The organism is Mycobacterium florentinum (genome assembly GCF_010730355.1).
Taxonomy (GTDB): Bacteria; Actinomycetota; Actinomycetes; order Mycobacteriales; family Mycobacteriaceae; genus Mycobacterium; species Mycobacterium florentinum.
The window spans coordinates 679,726-694,126 of sequence record NZ_AP022576.1 but is presented as its reverse complement, the minus strand read 5'-3'; the positions used below and the strand labels follow the sequence as shown (position 1 = coordinate 694,126).

Here is a 14,401-nt window from a genome sequence, read left to right as displayed (position 1 = left end):
GGAACTTGGAAACTGCCAGCTCAGCGGTGTGTGCCAGCGCTGGGCGGGCCGTTGTCGGCGTATGACGGCGGCCGGATTGATGGACGTAACGAGGCTTTGAAGTGAACGCCACATTGCGCTACATGGCGAGGTCATTGCGGGTGGCTTACGGTTATCGATGTGATTCGCGTGCTGGACGGTGTCCAGGCGTTCCAACAGACCGGATGGTGAATTAGTGGCGGAAGAGAGTCGCGGGCAGCGCGGCTCGGGGTACGGCCTCGGGCTATCGACGCGCACGCAGGTGACCGGCTATCAGTTCCTTGCGCGACGGACGTCGATGGCACTGACTCGCTGGCGGGTCCGGATGGAGGTCGAGCCGGGACGGCGCCAGACCTTGGCCATCGTGGCGTCGGTCTCCGCCGCGGCGGTGATCTGCCTGGGCGCGCTGCTGTACTCGTTCATCAGCCCGGCCGGTCAGGTGGGGGATTCGCCGATCATCGCCGACCGCGACTCCGGTGCGCTGTATGTCCGCGTCGGGGACAAGCTGTACCCGGCACTGAACCTGGCCTCGGCGCGGCTGATCACGGGACGCCCCGACAACCCGCACCTGGTGCGGTCCAGCCAGATCGCCAACATCCCGCGCGGCCCGATGGTGGGCATCCCCGGCGCACCGTCGACCTTCGGCGCGAAGACTCCGTCCTCGTCGTCGTGGCTGATCTGCGACAGCGTGGCCGGTTCGACCGGCGTCGGCGCGCCGTCGGGTGTGACCGTGACGGTGATCGACGGCGTGCCCGACCTCGGCAACCGCCGGCACGTATTGAACGGCTCGGACGCCGTGGTGTTGAGCTACAGCGGGGACACCTGGGTGATCCGGGAAGGACGCCGGTCGCGCATCGACGCGGCGAACCGCTCCGTCCTGTTGCCGCTCGGTTTGACGCCGGAACAGATCAGCATGGCAAAGCCGATGAGCCGCGCCTTGTTCGACGCACTGCCGGTGGGCCCCGAACTGACGGTGCCCGAAGTGCAGAACGCGGGTAGCCCGGCGACCTTCCCCGGCGCTCCCGGCCCGGTGGGGACGATCCTCGTCACGCCGCAAATCAGTGGGCCCCAGCAGTATTCGCTGGTGCTGCCCGAGGGCGTGCAGACGCTGCCGCCATTGGTCGCGCAGATCATGCAGAACGCCGGCGGCGCGAACAACAGCAAGCCGGTGACCGTGGAACCCGCGGCGTTGGCCAAGATGCCGGTGGTCAACAAGCTGGACCTGTCGTCGTATCCGGACAACCCACTGAATGTCACCGACCTGCGGGAGAACCCGGCGACCTGCTGGTGGTGGGAGAAGACCAGCGGCGAGAACCGGGCCCGCATCCAGGTCGTGTCCGGACCGACCATCCCGGTGTCGCAGTCCGAGTCGAAAAGGATTGTGTCGCTGGTGAAGTCGGACACCACCGGCCGCACCGCCGACCAGGTTTACTTCGGTCCTAACTTCGCGAACTTCGTGGCTGTCACCGGTAACGACCCCGGTGCCAAGACCACCGAATCGCTATGGTGGGTGACGGATGCCGGCGCCCGATTCGGGGTGGACGACACCCGCGAGGTGCGCGAGGCGTTGGGTTTGCAAACCACTCCGGGCCTGGCGCCGTGGGTAGCGCTCCGGCTCCTTCCGCAGGGCCCGACGCTGTCGCGGGCTGATGCGCTGGTGGAGCACGACACCCTTCCGATGGATATGTCCCCTGCAGAGTTGGTGGTACCGAAGTGAAGCGTGGATTCGCCCGGCCGACCCCGGAGAAGCCTCCGGTCATCAAGCCGGAAAACATCGTCCTACCGACGCCGCTGAGCATTCCGCCGCCAGAGGGCAAGCCCGTGTGGCTGATCATCGTCGGCGTCCTGGTGATCGGCCTGCTGATCGGCATGATCGCCATGGTCTTCGGCAGCGGTTCTCACGTGTTCGGCGGCGCCGGCGCGATCTTCCCGATCTTCATGATCGGTGGCGTCGCGATGATGATGTTCGGCGGCCGGTTCGGTGGCCAGCAGCAGCAGATGAGCCGCCCGAAGCTTGACTCGATGCGCGCCCAGTTCATGCTGATGCTGGACATGCTGCGCGAGACCGCCCACGAGTCGGCCGACAGCATGGACGCCAACTACCGGTGGTTCCACCCCGCTCCCGACACGCTCAGCGCTGCCGTGGGTTCGCCGCGGATGTGGGAGCGCAAGCCCGACGGCAAGGACCTCAACTTCGGTGTGGTCCGAGTCGGCGTGGGTATGACGCGTCCCGAGGTGACCTGGGGTGAGCCCCAAAACATGCCGACCGATATCGAGCTGGAGCCCGTGACCGGTAAGGCGCTGCAGGAATTCGGTCGCTATCAGAGCGTCGTCTACAACCTGCCCAAGATGGTTTCGCTGCTGGTGGAACCTTGGTACTCGCTGATCGGTGAGCGACCGCAGGTATTGGCGCTGATGCGCGCGATCGTCTGCCAGCTGGCGTTCTCCCATGGCCCCGACCACGTGCAGATGGTCGTGGTCAGTTCGGACCTGGACGAATGGGATTGGGTCAAGTGGCTGCCGCACTTCGGTGATTCCCGGCGCCAGGACGCGGCGGGCAACGCGCGGATGGTTTACAGCTCGGTGCGCGAGTTCGCCGCGGAGCAAGCCGAATTGTTCGCCGGCCGTGGATCGTTCACGCCCCGCCACGCGAGCTCGTCGGCCCAAACGCCGACGCCGCACACGGTGATCATCGCCGATGTTGTCGACCCCCAATGGGAGTACGTGATCAGCGCCGAAGGCGTGGACGGCGTGACCTTCTTCGACCTGACCGGCGCGCCGATGTGGACGTCGGTCCCGGAGCGGACCCTGCGGTTCGACGACAAGGGCGTGATCGAGGCACTGCCTCGCGACCGCGACACCTGGATGGTGATCGACGACAAGCCGTGGTTCTTCGCCCTGACCGACCAGATCAGCGCCGCCGAGGCCGAGGAGTTCGGGCAGAAGCTGGCGCACTGGCGCCTCGCGGAGGCCTACGAGGAGATCGGCCAGCGGGTCGCGCACATCGGCGCGCGAGACATCCTGGCCTACTACGGGGTTGACGATCCCGGCGAGATCGACTTCGACGCGCTGTGGGCCGCTCGCACCGACACGATGGGCCGTTCGCGATTGCGGGTGCCGTTCGGCAATCGCTCCGACAACGGCGAGCTGCTGTTCCTGGACATGAAGTCGCTGGACGAAGGCGGTGACGGCCCCCACGGCGTCATGTCCGGCACCACGGGTTCCGGTAAGTCGACGCTGGTGCGCACGGTGATCGAGTCGCTGATGCTCGCCCACCCGCCCGAGGAGCTGCAGTTCGTGCTGGCCGACCTCAAGGGTGGGTCGGCGGTCAAGCCGTTCGCCGGCGTCCCGCACGTCTCGCGGATCATCACCGACCTCGAGGAAGACCAGGCGCTGATGGAGCGCTTCCTCGACGCGCTGTGGGGCGAGATCGCCCGCCGCAAGGCGGTGTGTGACAACGCCGGAGTCGACGACGCCAAGGAATACAACTCGGTGCGAGCCAGGATGCGCGCCCGCGGCCAGGACATGCCGCCGCTGCCGATGCTCGTGGTGGTTATCGACGAGTTCTACGAATGGTTCCGCATCATGCCGACCGCGGTCGACGTCCTCGACTCGATCGGCCGGCAGGGTCGCGCCTACTGGATCCACCTGATGATGGCATCGCAGACCATCGAGAGCCGCGCCGAAAAGCTCATGGAGAACATGGGTTACCGGTTGGTGCTGAAGGCCCGCACCGCGGGCGCCGCGCAGGCCGCCGGTGTTCCCAACGCCGTGAACCTGCCCGCCCAGGCCGGTCTGGGTTACTTCCGTAGAAGCCTTGAGGACATCGTCCGGTTCCAGGCCGAATTCCTGTGGCGTGACTACTACTCGCGCGGGATCACCATCGACGGCGAAGAGGCGCCGGTGCTGGTGCACAGCATCGATTACATTCGCCCGCAGCTGTTTACCAACTCGTTCACCCCGCTCGAGGTCAGCGTCGGTGGGCCGGACATCGAGCCGCCACCGATCCTCGGCAACGGCGAGCTGCCCGAGGCCGAAGTCGCCGAGAGCGAAGACGACGACGAAGGCATCAGGACGCCGAAGGTCGGCACGGAGATCATCAATCAGCTCCGCAAGATCGACTTCGAGCCCTACCGGTTGTGGCAGCCGCCGCTGACGCAGCCCGTCGCGATCGACGACTTGGTCAACCGGTTCCTCGGCCGCCCCTGGGACCAGGACTACGGCTCGGCGAGGGACCTGACGTTCCCGATCGGGATCATCGACCGGCCGTTCAAGCACGACCAGCCGCCGTGGACGGTGGACACCTCCGGGCCGGGTGCCAACGTCTTGATCCTGGGCGCCGGTGGTGCGGGCAAGACCACGGCCCTGCAGACGCTGATCTGCTCGGCCGCGCTGACCCACACGCCCGAGCAGATCCAGTTCTACTGCCTGGCCTACAGCGGTACCGCGTTGACCACGATCGCGCGTCTCCCGCATGTGGGTGAGGTCGCCGGTCCGACCGATCCTTACGGTGTCCGCCGGACGGTGGCCGAACTACTGGCGCTGGTGCGCGAGCGCAAGCGTAGCTTCCTCGAATACGGCATCGCCTCGATGGACGTGTTCCGGCGCCGCAAGTTCGCCGGCGAGGCCGGCCCGGTGCCCAACGACGGCTTCGGCGACGTCTACCTGGTGATCGACAACTACAGGGCACTGGCCGAGGAAAACGAGGTGCTGATCGAGCAGGTGAACCAGATCATCAACCAGGGCCCCTCGTTCGGGGTGCACGTCGTGGTCACCGCCGATCGTGAATCGGAGCTGCGGCCGCCGGTGCGTAGCGGATTCGGGTCCCGCATCGAGCTGCGCCTGGCCGCGGTCGAAGACGCCAAGCTGGTGCGGTCGCGGTTCGCCAAGGACGTTCCGGTCAAGCCGGGGCGCGGCATGGTCGCCGTGAACTACGTCCGACTCGACAGCGACCCGCAAGCGGGCCTGCACACGTTGGTGGCCCGGCCCGCGCTGGCCAGCACCCCCGACAAGATGTTCGAGTCGGACAGTGTGGTCGCGGCCGTCAGCCGGCTCGCGAGCGGCCAGGCACCTCCGGTGCGGCGCCTGCCGGCACGGTTCGGCGTGGAGCAGGTGCGCGAGCTGGCCGCCCGAGACCATCGCCAAGGTGTTGGTGTCGGCGGAATCGCTTGGGCCATCTCGGAATTGGACTTGGCCCCGGTCTACCTCAACTTCAACGAGAACGCGCACTTGATGGTGACGGGCCGACGCGAATGTGGGCGTACCACGACACTGGCCACGATCATGTCCGAGATCGGCCGGCTGTATGCCCCGGGCTCGACCACCGCGCCGACACCGCCGGCCGGAAAGCCCTCGGCGCAGGTCTGGCTGGTCGACCCGCGCCGTCAGCTGCTGACCGTCCTGGGCACCGAGTATGTGGAGAAGTTCGCCTACAACCTCGACGGCGTGCAGGCGCTGGTGGGCGAGCTGGCGGCCGTCCTGGCCGCTCGCCAGCCACCGCCGGGTCTGTCCGCGCAGGAGTTGCTGTCGCGGTCGTGGTGGAGCGGTCCGGAGATCTTCCTGATCGTCGACGACGTCCAGCAGCTGCCGCCGGGCTTCGACTCGCCGCTGCACCAGATCGCTCCGTGGGTGACCCGGGCCGCCGACGTCGGCTTGCATGTCCTGGTGACGCGCACCTTCGGCGGTTGGTCGTCGGCGGGCAGCGACCCGATCCTGCGGGCCCTGCACCAGGCGAATACGCCACTGCTGGTGATGGACGCCGACCCGGACGAGGGCTTCATCCGCGGCAAGATGAAGGGTGGCCCGCTGCCCCGTGGTCGAGGCCTGCTGATGGCCGAGGACACCGGCGTGTTCGTCCAGGTGGCCGCAACCGAAGTCAACAAGTAGGACAGCAGCCGCTGAGTTGGGATCGGCGCGGATCGACCGCGGCTAGTTCCAACTCAGCGGCAATGCTTTGAGCGCGAATGTCTTTGACGGGAACCTGATTTCGGGCTGGTAGTCGGGCGGCACTTCGAAATCCGGGATTTGGTTCAGCCATTCCATCACGATCACGGTCAGCTCGATGCGCGCCAGATGCGAACCCAGGCAGCGGTGCGGGCCGCCGCCGAATCCCCAGTGCCGGTGCACCTTCCCGTCCATCACGATGTCGTCGGTGGATACCGAGTCGGTGCCGTCGCGATTGATGGCGGCCATACACAACCGCACCGCTGTGCCCGGGGGGAGCGTCATGCCGCCGATTTCGACGAACTCGGTGGTCACCCGGGGAGCCACCGGTGCCGACGGCTCCAGCCGGACGATCTCTTCGATGAAAACCCTGGCCTGCCTGGGGTTGTCACGAAGCATCGCACGCAACTGCGGTCTGCGCGCCAATTCGAATAGCGAGAACCCGATCGCCGCGGTGACGGTGTCCAACCCGGCCAGGATCAACAGGTGGCTCATACCCAACAGCTCGAGATCAGTGAAGTCGCCATCGCCGGTGATCACTTTCGAGAGCATGTCATCGCCTGGGTTTTGCCGGCGCTGTTGAACCGCGGCGTCGAGGTATTCGTACAGCGCCTGCGCCTTTTCCAGGTCGGACTGGTCGAAATGGGGGCCTTCGGCGTTGAGCGCGTTCTTCCAGTCGATCAGACGGTCACGGTCCTCTAGCGGCAGACCATAGAGGTCGAGGAACACCTGAAATGGGTACAGGTTGGCGAATTCGGCTACCGCGTCGCACTGGCCGCGAGCCGCCAGCTCAGCGATCATCTCGGCGGCATGGTGTTCGAGCACCGGCCGGGACTTGCTCAATGCGTGCGGACTGAAGTATGGCTGCAGGATCCTGCGATAGCGGGTGTGCTCGGGCGGATCGAACGCCAGCGGTACCACCGGCAACGGATAACCAGGCGGCTGAAGCGCCAAGCGCGAGGAGAACACCTTCGTATTGCGCAGCGCGGCCAGCACGTCTTCGCGCCGTGTCAGGTAATAGGCACCGTTCATGAACACGACCGGCCCGGCGTCTCGTAGCACCTTCCAGCCGACACCACGATCGTCGGCCATCGGCATGGTGGCATATTCCAGCCGCGGTAGGTAGAAGTCGCCTGGCTTATATTCGCCAGATGTGGTCATGCGTTCTATCTCCGCTTGTCGTCTGACATTTCGTTCTTGGCCCCCGACTCGGCCGGGCCCGCCTGGAACTGTGCCGTCACCGGATTTTCGGTGGCACACCAATATCGCACGTGTATCGCGGCGGCTCCAATCCGGCTGGTGGACGGTGGAACTCGCCGACGTCGAGCGTCGGACAATCTTCTAGAATTCAACAACGTCTGATTACCTATCGATTCGTCAAATCCGATCTGACGCGAAGACGCGGCGGGGGAGGGAACCTTGTGAGGGTTCGTCTCGAGAAGTCGAAATGCGTGGGCCACGCGCAGTGCTATGCCGTCGATCCAGGGCTGTTCCCTATCGACGAGTCGGGCTATTCGATCCTGGAGGAACACGAAGTTCCTCCCGAGCAAGTGGAGTCGACGCGCGACGGGGTGGCCTCCTGCCCGGAGATGGCGCTCATCCTCGAAGAGGACTAACGGCGTGCGTCTCGACCGAGTCGATACCGGTAAGCGAATCAAAGGTGAACAACCGGTCGGCATAGATGAACACCAGTTGGCCGGGAATGAACAATGGTTGGCTTGGTGTGAATAGTTGGCATCGGTGGTCGGCGACGCGCGCGCAACCCATTAATGTCTTTTCCGAGCGGCAGTTCAGCCCAAGTGAGCTGTCGCTCGGTTGCTGATAGCGGGGGTAGTCGAGGCAGGATGGGCATGACGTTCCTGGCCAAATATCCGGGAAACATGGTGATAGAACACCACGCCGGGGTTGGCGGACGGGCAGCCCGGGTCACGCCTGGATTGCCAACTCACGGGGTTTGCTGACCGATGGACGTTCGGCTCCCCGGGGTCGGTGCTACGCGGATATCAATTGCTGCGGCAACCACCAAGTGGTTCATAAACGTTCTTACGCGATAGCCGAGATTGCCACCGCAATCGCGGCCAATTGAGGGAGGACACGGTGTTGGACTTCGGAGCGTTACCGCCCGAAATCAATTCCGGTCGCATGTACGCGGGCCCGGGATCGGGGCCAATGATGGCCGCGGCCGCAGCGTGGGACGGGCTGGGGGCGGAATTGGGCATGGCGGCCAGCGGGTACAGCGCGGTGATTTCCGAACTCACCAGTGCACCGTGGATCGGACCCGCATCGCAGAAGATGCTCGCCGCGGTCGTGCCATACGTGACCTGGCTCGGCGCGGTGGCCGCTCAGGCGGAGCAGACCGCCGGTCAAGCGCGGGCGGCGGCGGCCGCTTTCGAGGCGGCGTTCATGATGACGGTCCCGCCGCCGGTCATCGCGGCTAACCGGGTGCTGTTGATGACCCTGGTCGCGACCAACTTCTTCGGGGTGAACAGCCCGGCGATCGCGGCCACCGAGGCCCAGTACATGGAGATGTGGGCTCAGGATGCCGCCGCTATGCAGGGCTACGCCGCCTCCTCGTCGATCGCCTCGGATGTGGAGCCGTTTGAGTCACCACCCAACACGACAGCCCCGGACGGGACGGCCGACCAAGCCGCAGCGGTGAGTCAGGCGACGTCGCAGCCGGCGGCCAACTCCGCGCAGGCCGTGACATCAGGGACGACGCAGCTGGCCACCAACGCGGCGACACCGCAAGCGCTGCAACAAGTCTCTACCGCTGCGGCGGCCGCCGATCCGTCGGCCACGGCGTCCGATCCGCCCTGGTGGGTGGGATGGTTGACGATTCCGACCCCGACCAACCCGATGGGTCTCAACCCCAACTTCTTCACATTCTTCAAAAACCTGGCCGGTTTTCCGTATTTCGGGGTGGGGCAGGGAAGCTTCGGTTATTCGATTCAGCAGCAGACGACGTTCGGTATCGGTACCACGGCCGGTGCGAGCGGTGCGTGGTATCCGACGCCGCAGTTCGCCGGTTTGGCGGCCCTGGGCGGCGGGCACCCGGGCGGCGTCGCGGCGACCGCGCACTTGGCCTCCTCGGCCAAGATCGGCGGCCTGTCGGTGCCCTCCACGTGGGGTGGTGTCGCACCCGCGGCGGTCGAGGAACAAGCCGTTCAGGCCACCATGGTCAACTACGCCACCAGCGCCGCCGGGCCCGCCAACAACGGCATCCTGCAGGGCATGCCCATGACGGGAGGCGGCCGGCGCGCGGCCGCCGGCTTCACCCACAAATACGGCTTCAAGCGCAACGTGCTTGTCCGACCACCCTCGGCCGGATAACGGGCCATACGAATTCGACGTCTCGACAAATAAAAGTGTCTGCCAGATGAACAAGAGTTGTCCGGGTCTGAATAGTTCGCACGGAGGCAATACCGCCGCCGGCGAAGGAACTACCGTCATTGTCAAGAAAACCCGCCGGTGTTTGCGCCGGACGGTTACCGAGGAGGGAATCACATGTCGTTTGTGACAACGCAACCAGAGGCGTTGGCGGCGGCGGCGGGCACGTTGCAGGGGATCGGTTCGGCGCTGACCGCCCAGAATGCCGCAGCCGCGGCCCCGACGACGGGTGTGGTACCGGCCGCTGCCGACGAGGTGTCGGCGCTGACGGCGGCACAGTTTGCTGCGCACGCCCAGATGTATCAGGCGGTCAGTGCACAGGCAACCGCGATCCACGAGCAGTTCGTCAACACCTTGAGCACCAGCTCGGGGTCATATGCGCTGACAGAGGCGGCCAACGCGGCCGCGGCAGGTTAAGGGGATCACGATGATTGATTTTGGGGCGCTCCCTCCAGAAGTGAACTCCGCCCGCATGTACTCCGGCGCGGGTTCGACGTCGATGACGACGGCGGCTTCGGCCTGGCGTTCGCTTGCCGCCGAGCTGAATTCGGCCGCGATGGGCTATGACAACGTGATCACTCAGCTGTCCAGCGAGGAGTGGCTCGGGCCGGCCTCGGCGAAGGCCGTCGAGGCTCTGACTCCGTATGTGACCTGGATGAAGACCACCGCGTCGCAGGCCGAACAGGCTGCCCAGCAGCTCGACTCGGCCTCGGCGGCGTTCGAGACCGCGTTCGCGTCGGTGGTGCCGCCGCCGCTGATCGCGCAGAACCGCGCCCTGCTGGCCCAGGCGATGCAGACCAACGTGCTGGGCCAAAACACCGGCGTGATCGCTCAGCTCGAGTCGCAATACGGTCAGATGTGGGCCCAGGACTCCAGCACGCTGTACAACTACGCGGCGCAGTCCGCAAGCGCGACCAAGGTGACCCCGTTCCAGAACGCCCCCGAGGTAACCACCCCGGATGCGCAGGCCAAGCAGGGCGCGGCGACGTCGGCGGCGTCGGCCACCGGGGCGGGCAACGCGGCGAAGACGACCGCGGACGCGATCACCCAGACGCCCAACACGATTCAGGCGGCAGCGACGCCCGCGGCCTCCACGACCTCGGGCTCCGATCTGCTGACCCAGGGGTGGTTCCTGTTGACCGGGCAGACGATCTTGCCCAGCAGCTTCGCGACGTTCATCAATGGTCTGAGCCCGTTCGCCGGTTTCGCCTATAACACCGAGGGTCTGCCGTACTTCTCCGTTGGTATGGGTAACAGCGGTGTGCAGATCGCCAAAAGTACCGGGGCCATCGGTGGTGCGGCGGCCAGCGCGGCGGCCGCGGCACCCAAGGGCTTGGCCGGTCTGGGCGGCATGCTCGGCGGCGGTGCCCACGCGGCGCCGGCGGTGGCGGCCGGTCTGGGCAACGCGGCCTCGGTCGGCCGGTTGTCGGTCCCGGCGGTGTGGTCGGGAGCCGCACCGGCGGTCAGCCACGCCGCGGCGGTGCCCGTCAGCGCGATCAGTGCGGCCCCGGAGGCCGCGGGCTCGGGCAACCTGCTCGGCGGCATGCCACTGGCCGGTATGGGTGCCGGCCAGGGCTTCGGCGCGTCGGGCCCCCGGTACGGCTTCCGTCCCACGGTCATGGCCCGCCCACCCTTCGCCGGGTAGCCATCTGATTCATTGCGAGATGCACGCATGACGGCCCCGTAGCCGTTGTGCGTGCATCTCGTTTTCCCCGACTCGGTGCGAACGGGCGAAGCGGAAAGCAGGAGAGTCCACGACTCCCGTACGAGTCGCTGATCGGTTCTGGCTGAGCGCATTTCGCTCACCTCCCGATTCGCCCGTAACCCCTCGGCCCGATATGTCCACCTGCCAGAATGCCAGCGCGGCAGGCACGCGGCAACGGACCCGGTCACCCGACAACGGGCGTCGTCAAAAGTCCAAACTCGTAGATCCCGAACGGTATTCGCGATCAAATCAATGCGTCACGCAACCCGGCCGGGATCCAGGAGGCTCAAGCATGTCGATTGATTTTGGGGCGTTGCCGCCGGAGCTCAACTCTGCGCGCCTATATGCGGGCGCGGGTGCGACGTCGATGATCACGGCGGCATCGGCCTGGAATTCCGTGGCCGCAGAGCTGAATTCGGCCGCGATGGGCTACCAGAACGTGATCACTCAGCTGTCCAGCGAGGAGTGGCTGGGGGCCGCTTCGACGAAGGCGGTTCAGGCGTTGACCCCATACGTGACGTGGGTGAAGACCACCGCGACTCAAGCCGAACAGGCTGCCCAGCAGCTGTCCTCGGCTGCGGCCGCATTCGAGGCCGCGTTCTCCTCGGCGGTGCCGCCGCCGGTGATCGCACAGAACCGCGCCCTGCTGGCCCAGGCGAAGGCGACCAACACGCTGGGCCAAAACACCGGCGTGATCGCGCAACTCGAAGCCCAATACGGTCAGTTCTGGGCCCAGGACGCCACCACGATGTACAACTACGCGGCTCAGTCCTCCTCGGCGACCAAGGTGACCCCATTCAAATCGGCACCGGAGGTCACCGACCCCTCCGGCCAAGCCAAGCAGGGCGAAGCGACCTCGTCGGCGGCGAGCACCGGGGCGGGCAACGCCGCCAGCACGACGGCGAGTGCGATCCAGCAGACGCCCAGCACCCTGCAGTCCGCGGCGACACCCGCGGCACAAGCAGCGGCGGCCGCCACGACGCCCACGGACCCGTTCTCCGAACTGTGGTTCCTGCTGACCGGGCAGACCACGTTGCCCAACAGCTTCGCCACGTTCGTCAACGGTCTGAGCCCGTTCGCCGGTTTCGCCTATAACACCGAGGGCCTGCCGTACTTCAGCGTTGGTATGGGTAACAGCGGTGTGCAGATCGCCAAAAGTACGGGCGGCATCGTCTCGGCGACTGCGAGCGCGGCGGCGGCGGCACCTAAGGGGTTGGCCGGCTTGGGCGGCATGCTCGGCGGCGGTGCCCACGCGGCGCCGGCGGTGGCGGCCGGTCTGGGCAACGCGGCCTCGGTCGGCCGGTTGTCGGTCCCAGCCTTGTGGTCCGGGGCTGCTCCCGCGGTCAGCCATGCCGCGGCCGTTCCGGTCAGCGCCATCAGCGCCGTCCCCGAAGCGGCCGGCTCGGGCAACCTGCTCGGCGGCATGCCGCTGGCGGGCATGGGCGGCTCGCACGGCGTCGGCGCCGCGGGCCCGCGGTACGGCTTCCGTCCCACGGTCATGGCTCGCCCACCCTTCGCCGGCTGACCCCGGATTTTCCGCTGATGCGCGGTGGGTAACGCGTCGCCGCCGAAGTCGGCGATGCGCGTTTTATCCGCGAGCGGATTTTTATCCGGCAATGACGTTTTCGCGCCGGCCGAGTTCCCGGTTGCATGTGCGGACGGCGAGCGGCGCACGGCGGCGACACCGTTAATTCACGCAGGTGATGGTGCGTATACGCGGCGAGATGAGCCGCTGCTGCCGTCTTGTACTTCTGTGGGATAGCCCGACCCGCCGGTGCGACCGTCGTGCGGTCCGCCGAGCCGCGCCGCCGCAGCGGGAGAGCCCCGCGCCTTAGCCTCGCAACGAGCAATTTCGGTGAAGGTCGTCGAGAAATTCCACTTGCGAGGAACACATGCCGTTCGAACCGGGCGCTTCGTAGACCATGGACTACGGTGCCGTACCGCCAGAGATCACTTCGGCCCTGATCTACACGGGTCCGGGGTCGGGGCCGCTGATGGCCGCCGCCGCGGGCTGGGATGGGCTGGCGGCTGAGCTGGCCACCGCGGCCACCGGCTACAACTCGGTGATTTCGGAGCTGACGAGCGGGCCATGGATCGGACCGGCGTCGGCGTCGATGGTGTCCGCGGTGTCACCCTTCGTAACCTGGCTCGGTGCCGCGGGCGCTCAGGCCGAGGAGACCGCTACGCAGGCTCGCGCTGCCGCGGCGGCTTTCGAGGCGGCGTTCATGGCGACCGTGCCCCCGCCGGTGATCGCGGCTAACCGGGTTTTGTTGGCGAATCTGGTCGCGACCAACTTTTTCGGGCAGAACACGCCGGCGATCGCGGTCACCGAGACTCAGTACCTGGAGATGTGGGCCCAAGACGCCGCCGCGATGTACGGCTACGCCGCGGCATCGGCGGTCGCCACGGATCTGACCCCGTTCTCGTCGTCGCCGCAGACCACCGAGCCCGACAAAACGGCCGACCAGGCCCTCGCGGTGAGCAAAGCCGCCTCCGAGCCTGCGGGCCAGTCCGGTCAGACCGCGGCGAATGCGACCACGCAATCGGCTTCTACCAACGCGGTTCCGCAAGCACTGCAACAACTTTCGACCAACGTAACAGCGTCCGCCGATCCATCGGCCACGGCGTCCGATCCGCCATGGTGGGCCAATTGGTTCACCATTCCCACTCCGGACAACCCGATGGGATGGAGTTCCAGCGTCCCGCAGGTCATCTTCAAGCAGCTCACCGGCTTTCCCTACTTCGGCACGGGACTGGGAGCTTTCGGTTATTCGATTCAGCAGCAGACGACGTTCGGTATCGGTACCACGGCCGGTGCGAGCGGTGCGTGGTATCCGACGCCGCAGTTCGCCGGTTTGGCGGCCCTGGGCGGCGGGCACCCGGGCGGCGTCGCGGCGACCGCGCACTTGGCCTCCTCGGCCAAGATCGGCGGCCTGTCGGTGCCCTCCACGTGGGGTGGTGTCGCACCCGCGGCGGTCGAGGAACAAGCCGTTCAGGCCACCATGGTCAACTACGCCACCAGCGCCGCCGGGCCCGCCAACAACGGCATCCTGCAGGGCATGCCCATGACGGGAGGCGGCCGGCGCGCGGCCGCCGGCTTCACCCACAAATACGGCTTCAAGCGCAACGTGCTTGTCCGACCACCCTCGGCCGGATAACTGATGCGTAATCCCGCACGGCCTTTCGCGCTGAAGGCTGCGTATCCCCATCAATACGCAAACCGTCTGGCGCACAGGGCAAAGCCGGCATCCGCATCCGCGGGCAGGCGTTTAGCCGCGACCGGATTTTATTCCCGGGGCGATGTTCGCCGCGCCGGCCTGGCGGCCTGGGCGGCCGCCTCGCCGGTGG

The 14,401-nt window shown here is 66.6% G+C and carries 9 protein-coding genes; 8 read left to right on the top strand and 1 reads right to left on the bottom strand.

Translation table 11 applies throughout. The annotated features are described in order from the left end of the window. Positions 1–214 precede the first annotated feature (214 nt). Together eccB and eccCa are read left to right on the top strand one after the other, a co-directional pair. Positions 215–1,735 carry a type VII secretion protein EccB gene (gene eccB, locus G6N55_RS03370; RefSeq protein ID WP_085225324.1) on the top strand — a complete coding sequence of 507 codons (1,521 nt, stop codon included), beginning with the start codon at positions 215–217 and terminating at the stop codon, positions 1,733–1,735. Further along, positions 1,732–5,904, top strand: coding sequence for a type VII secretion protein EccCa (eccCa, locus tag G6N55_RS03365; protein ID WP_085225326.1), 4,173 nt, complete (start codon positions 1,732–1,734; stop codon positions 5,902–5,904). The genes eccB and eccCa overlap by 4 nt, the downstream gene beginning before the upstream one ends. 42 nt (positions 5,905–5,946) lie before the next feature. On the opposite strand, the gene G6N55_RS03360 is transcribed toward eccCa, so the two are convergent. Beyond that, positions 5,947–7,122: a cytochrome P450 gene (locus G6N55_RS03360; protein ID WP_085225328.1), complete on the bottom strand. Its 1,176-nt coding sequence runs from the start codon at positions 7,120–7,122 to the stop codon at positions 5,947–5,949. 260 nt (positions 7,123–7,382) lie between these two features. Here G6N55_RS03360 and G6N55_RS03355 point away from each other — a divergent pair, with 260 nt between their 5' ends. The 6 genes from G6N55_RS03355 (at position 7,383) to G6N55_RS03330 (ending at position 14,211) form a co-directional block, all read left to right on the top strand. Then, on the top strand, positions 7,383–7,577 hold the full coding sequence (locus G6N55_RS03355; protein ID WP_085225330.1) for a ferredoxin: 195 nt from the start codon (positions 7,383–7,385) through the stop codon (positions 7,575–7,577). Between the two features lie 481 nt (positions 7,578–8,058). Further along, complete coding sequence (locus G6N55_RS03350) at positions 8,059–9,291, top strand: PPE family protein (RefSeq protein WP_085225332.1); 1,233 nt, start codon at positions 8,059–8,061, stop codon at positions 9,289–9,291. Between the two features lie 174 nt (positions 9,292–9,465). Then, positions 9,466–9,765, top strand: a complete 300-nt coding sequence (locus G6N55_RS03345; RefSeq protein ID WP_085225334.1) for a PE family protein — start codon at positions 9,466–9,468, stop codon at positions 9,763–9,765. 10 nt (positions 9,766–9,775) lie between these two features. After that, positions 9,776–10,993 (top strand): PPE family protein, encoded by a 1,218-nt coding sequence (locus tag G6N55_RS03340; RefSeq protein ID WP_269474045.1) that lies wholly within the window; start codon positions 9,776–9,778, stop codon positions 10,991–10,993. Positions 10,994–11,345: 352 nt separating this feature from the next. Next, positions 11,346–12,578, top strand: a complete 1,233-nt coding sequence (locus tag G6N55_RS03335) for a PPE family protein (protein ID WP_085224049.1) — start codon at positions 11,346–11,348, stop codon at positions 12,576–12,578. Between the two features lie 397 nt (positions 12,579–12,975). Beyond that, the gene (locus G6N55_RS03330) at positions 12,976–14,211 is read left to right on the top strand and encodes a PPE family protein (RefSeq protein WP_085224051.1); all 1,236 of its coding nucleotides are present in this window, start codon (positions 12,976–12,978) and stop codon (positions 14,209–14,211) included. Positions 14,212–14,401: the final 190 nt, after the last annotated feature.

Coding starts and splice junctions, on each gene's coding strand:
- G6N55_RS03360 (WP_085225328.1), bottom strand. CDS start 7,122: ATGACCACATCTGGCGAATATAAGCCAGGCGACTTCTACCTACCGCGG.
- G6N55_RS03345 (WP_085225334.1), top strand. CDS start 9,466: ATGTCGTTTGTGACAACGCAACCAGAGGCGTTGGCGGCGGCGGCGGGC.
- G6N55_RS03340 (WP_269474045.1), top strand. CDS start 9,776: ATGATTGATTTTGGGGCGCTCCCTCCAGAAGTGAACTCCGCCCGCATG.
- G6N55_RS03335 (WP_085224049.1), top strand. CDS start 11,346: ATGTCGATTGATTTTGGGGCGTTGCCGCCGGAGCTCAACTCTGCGCGC.
- G6N55_RS03330 (WP_085224051.1), top strand. CDS start 12,976: ATGGACTACGGTGCCGTACCGCCAGAGATCACTTCGGCCCTGATCTAC.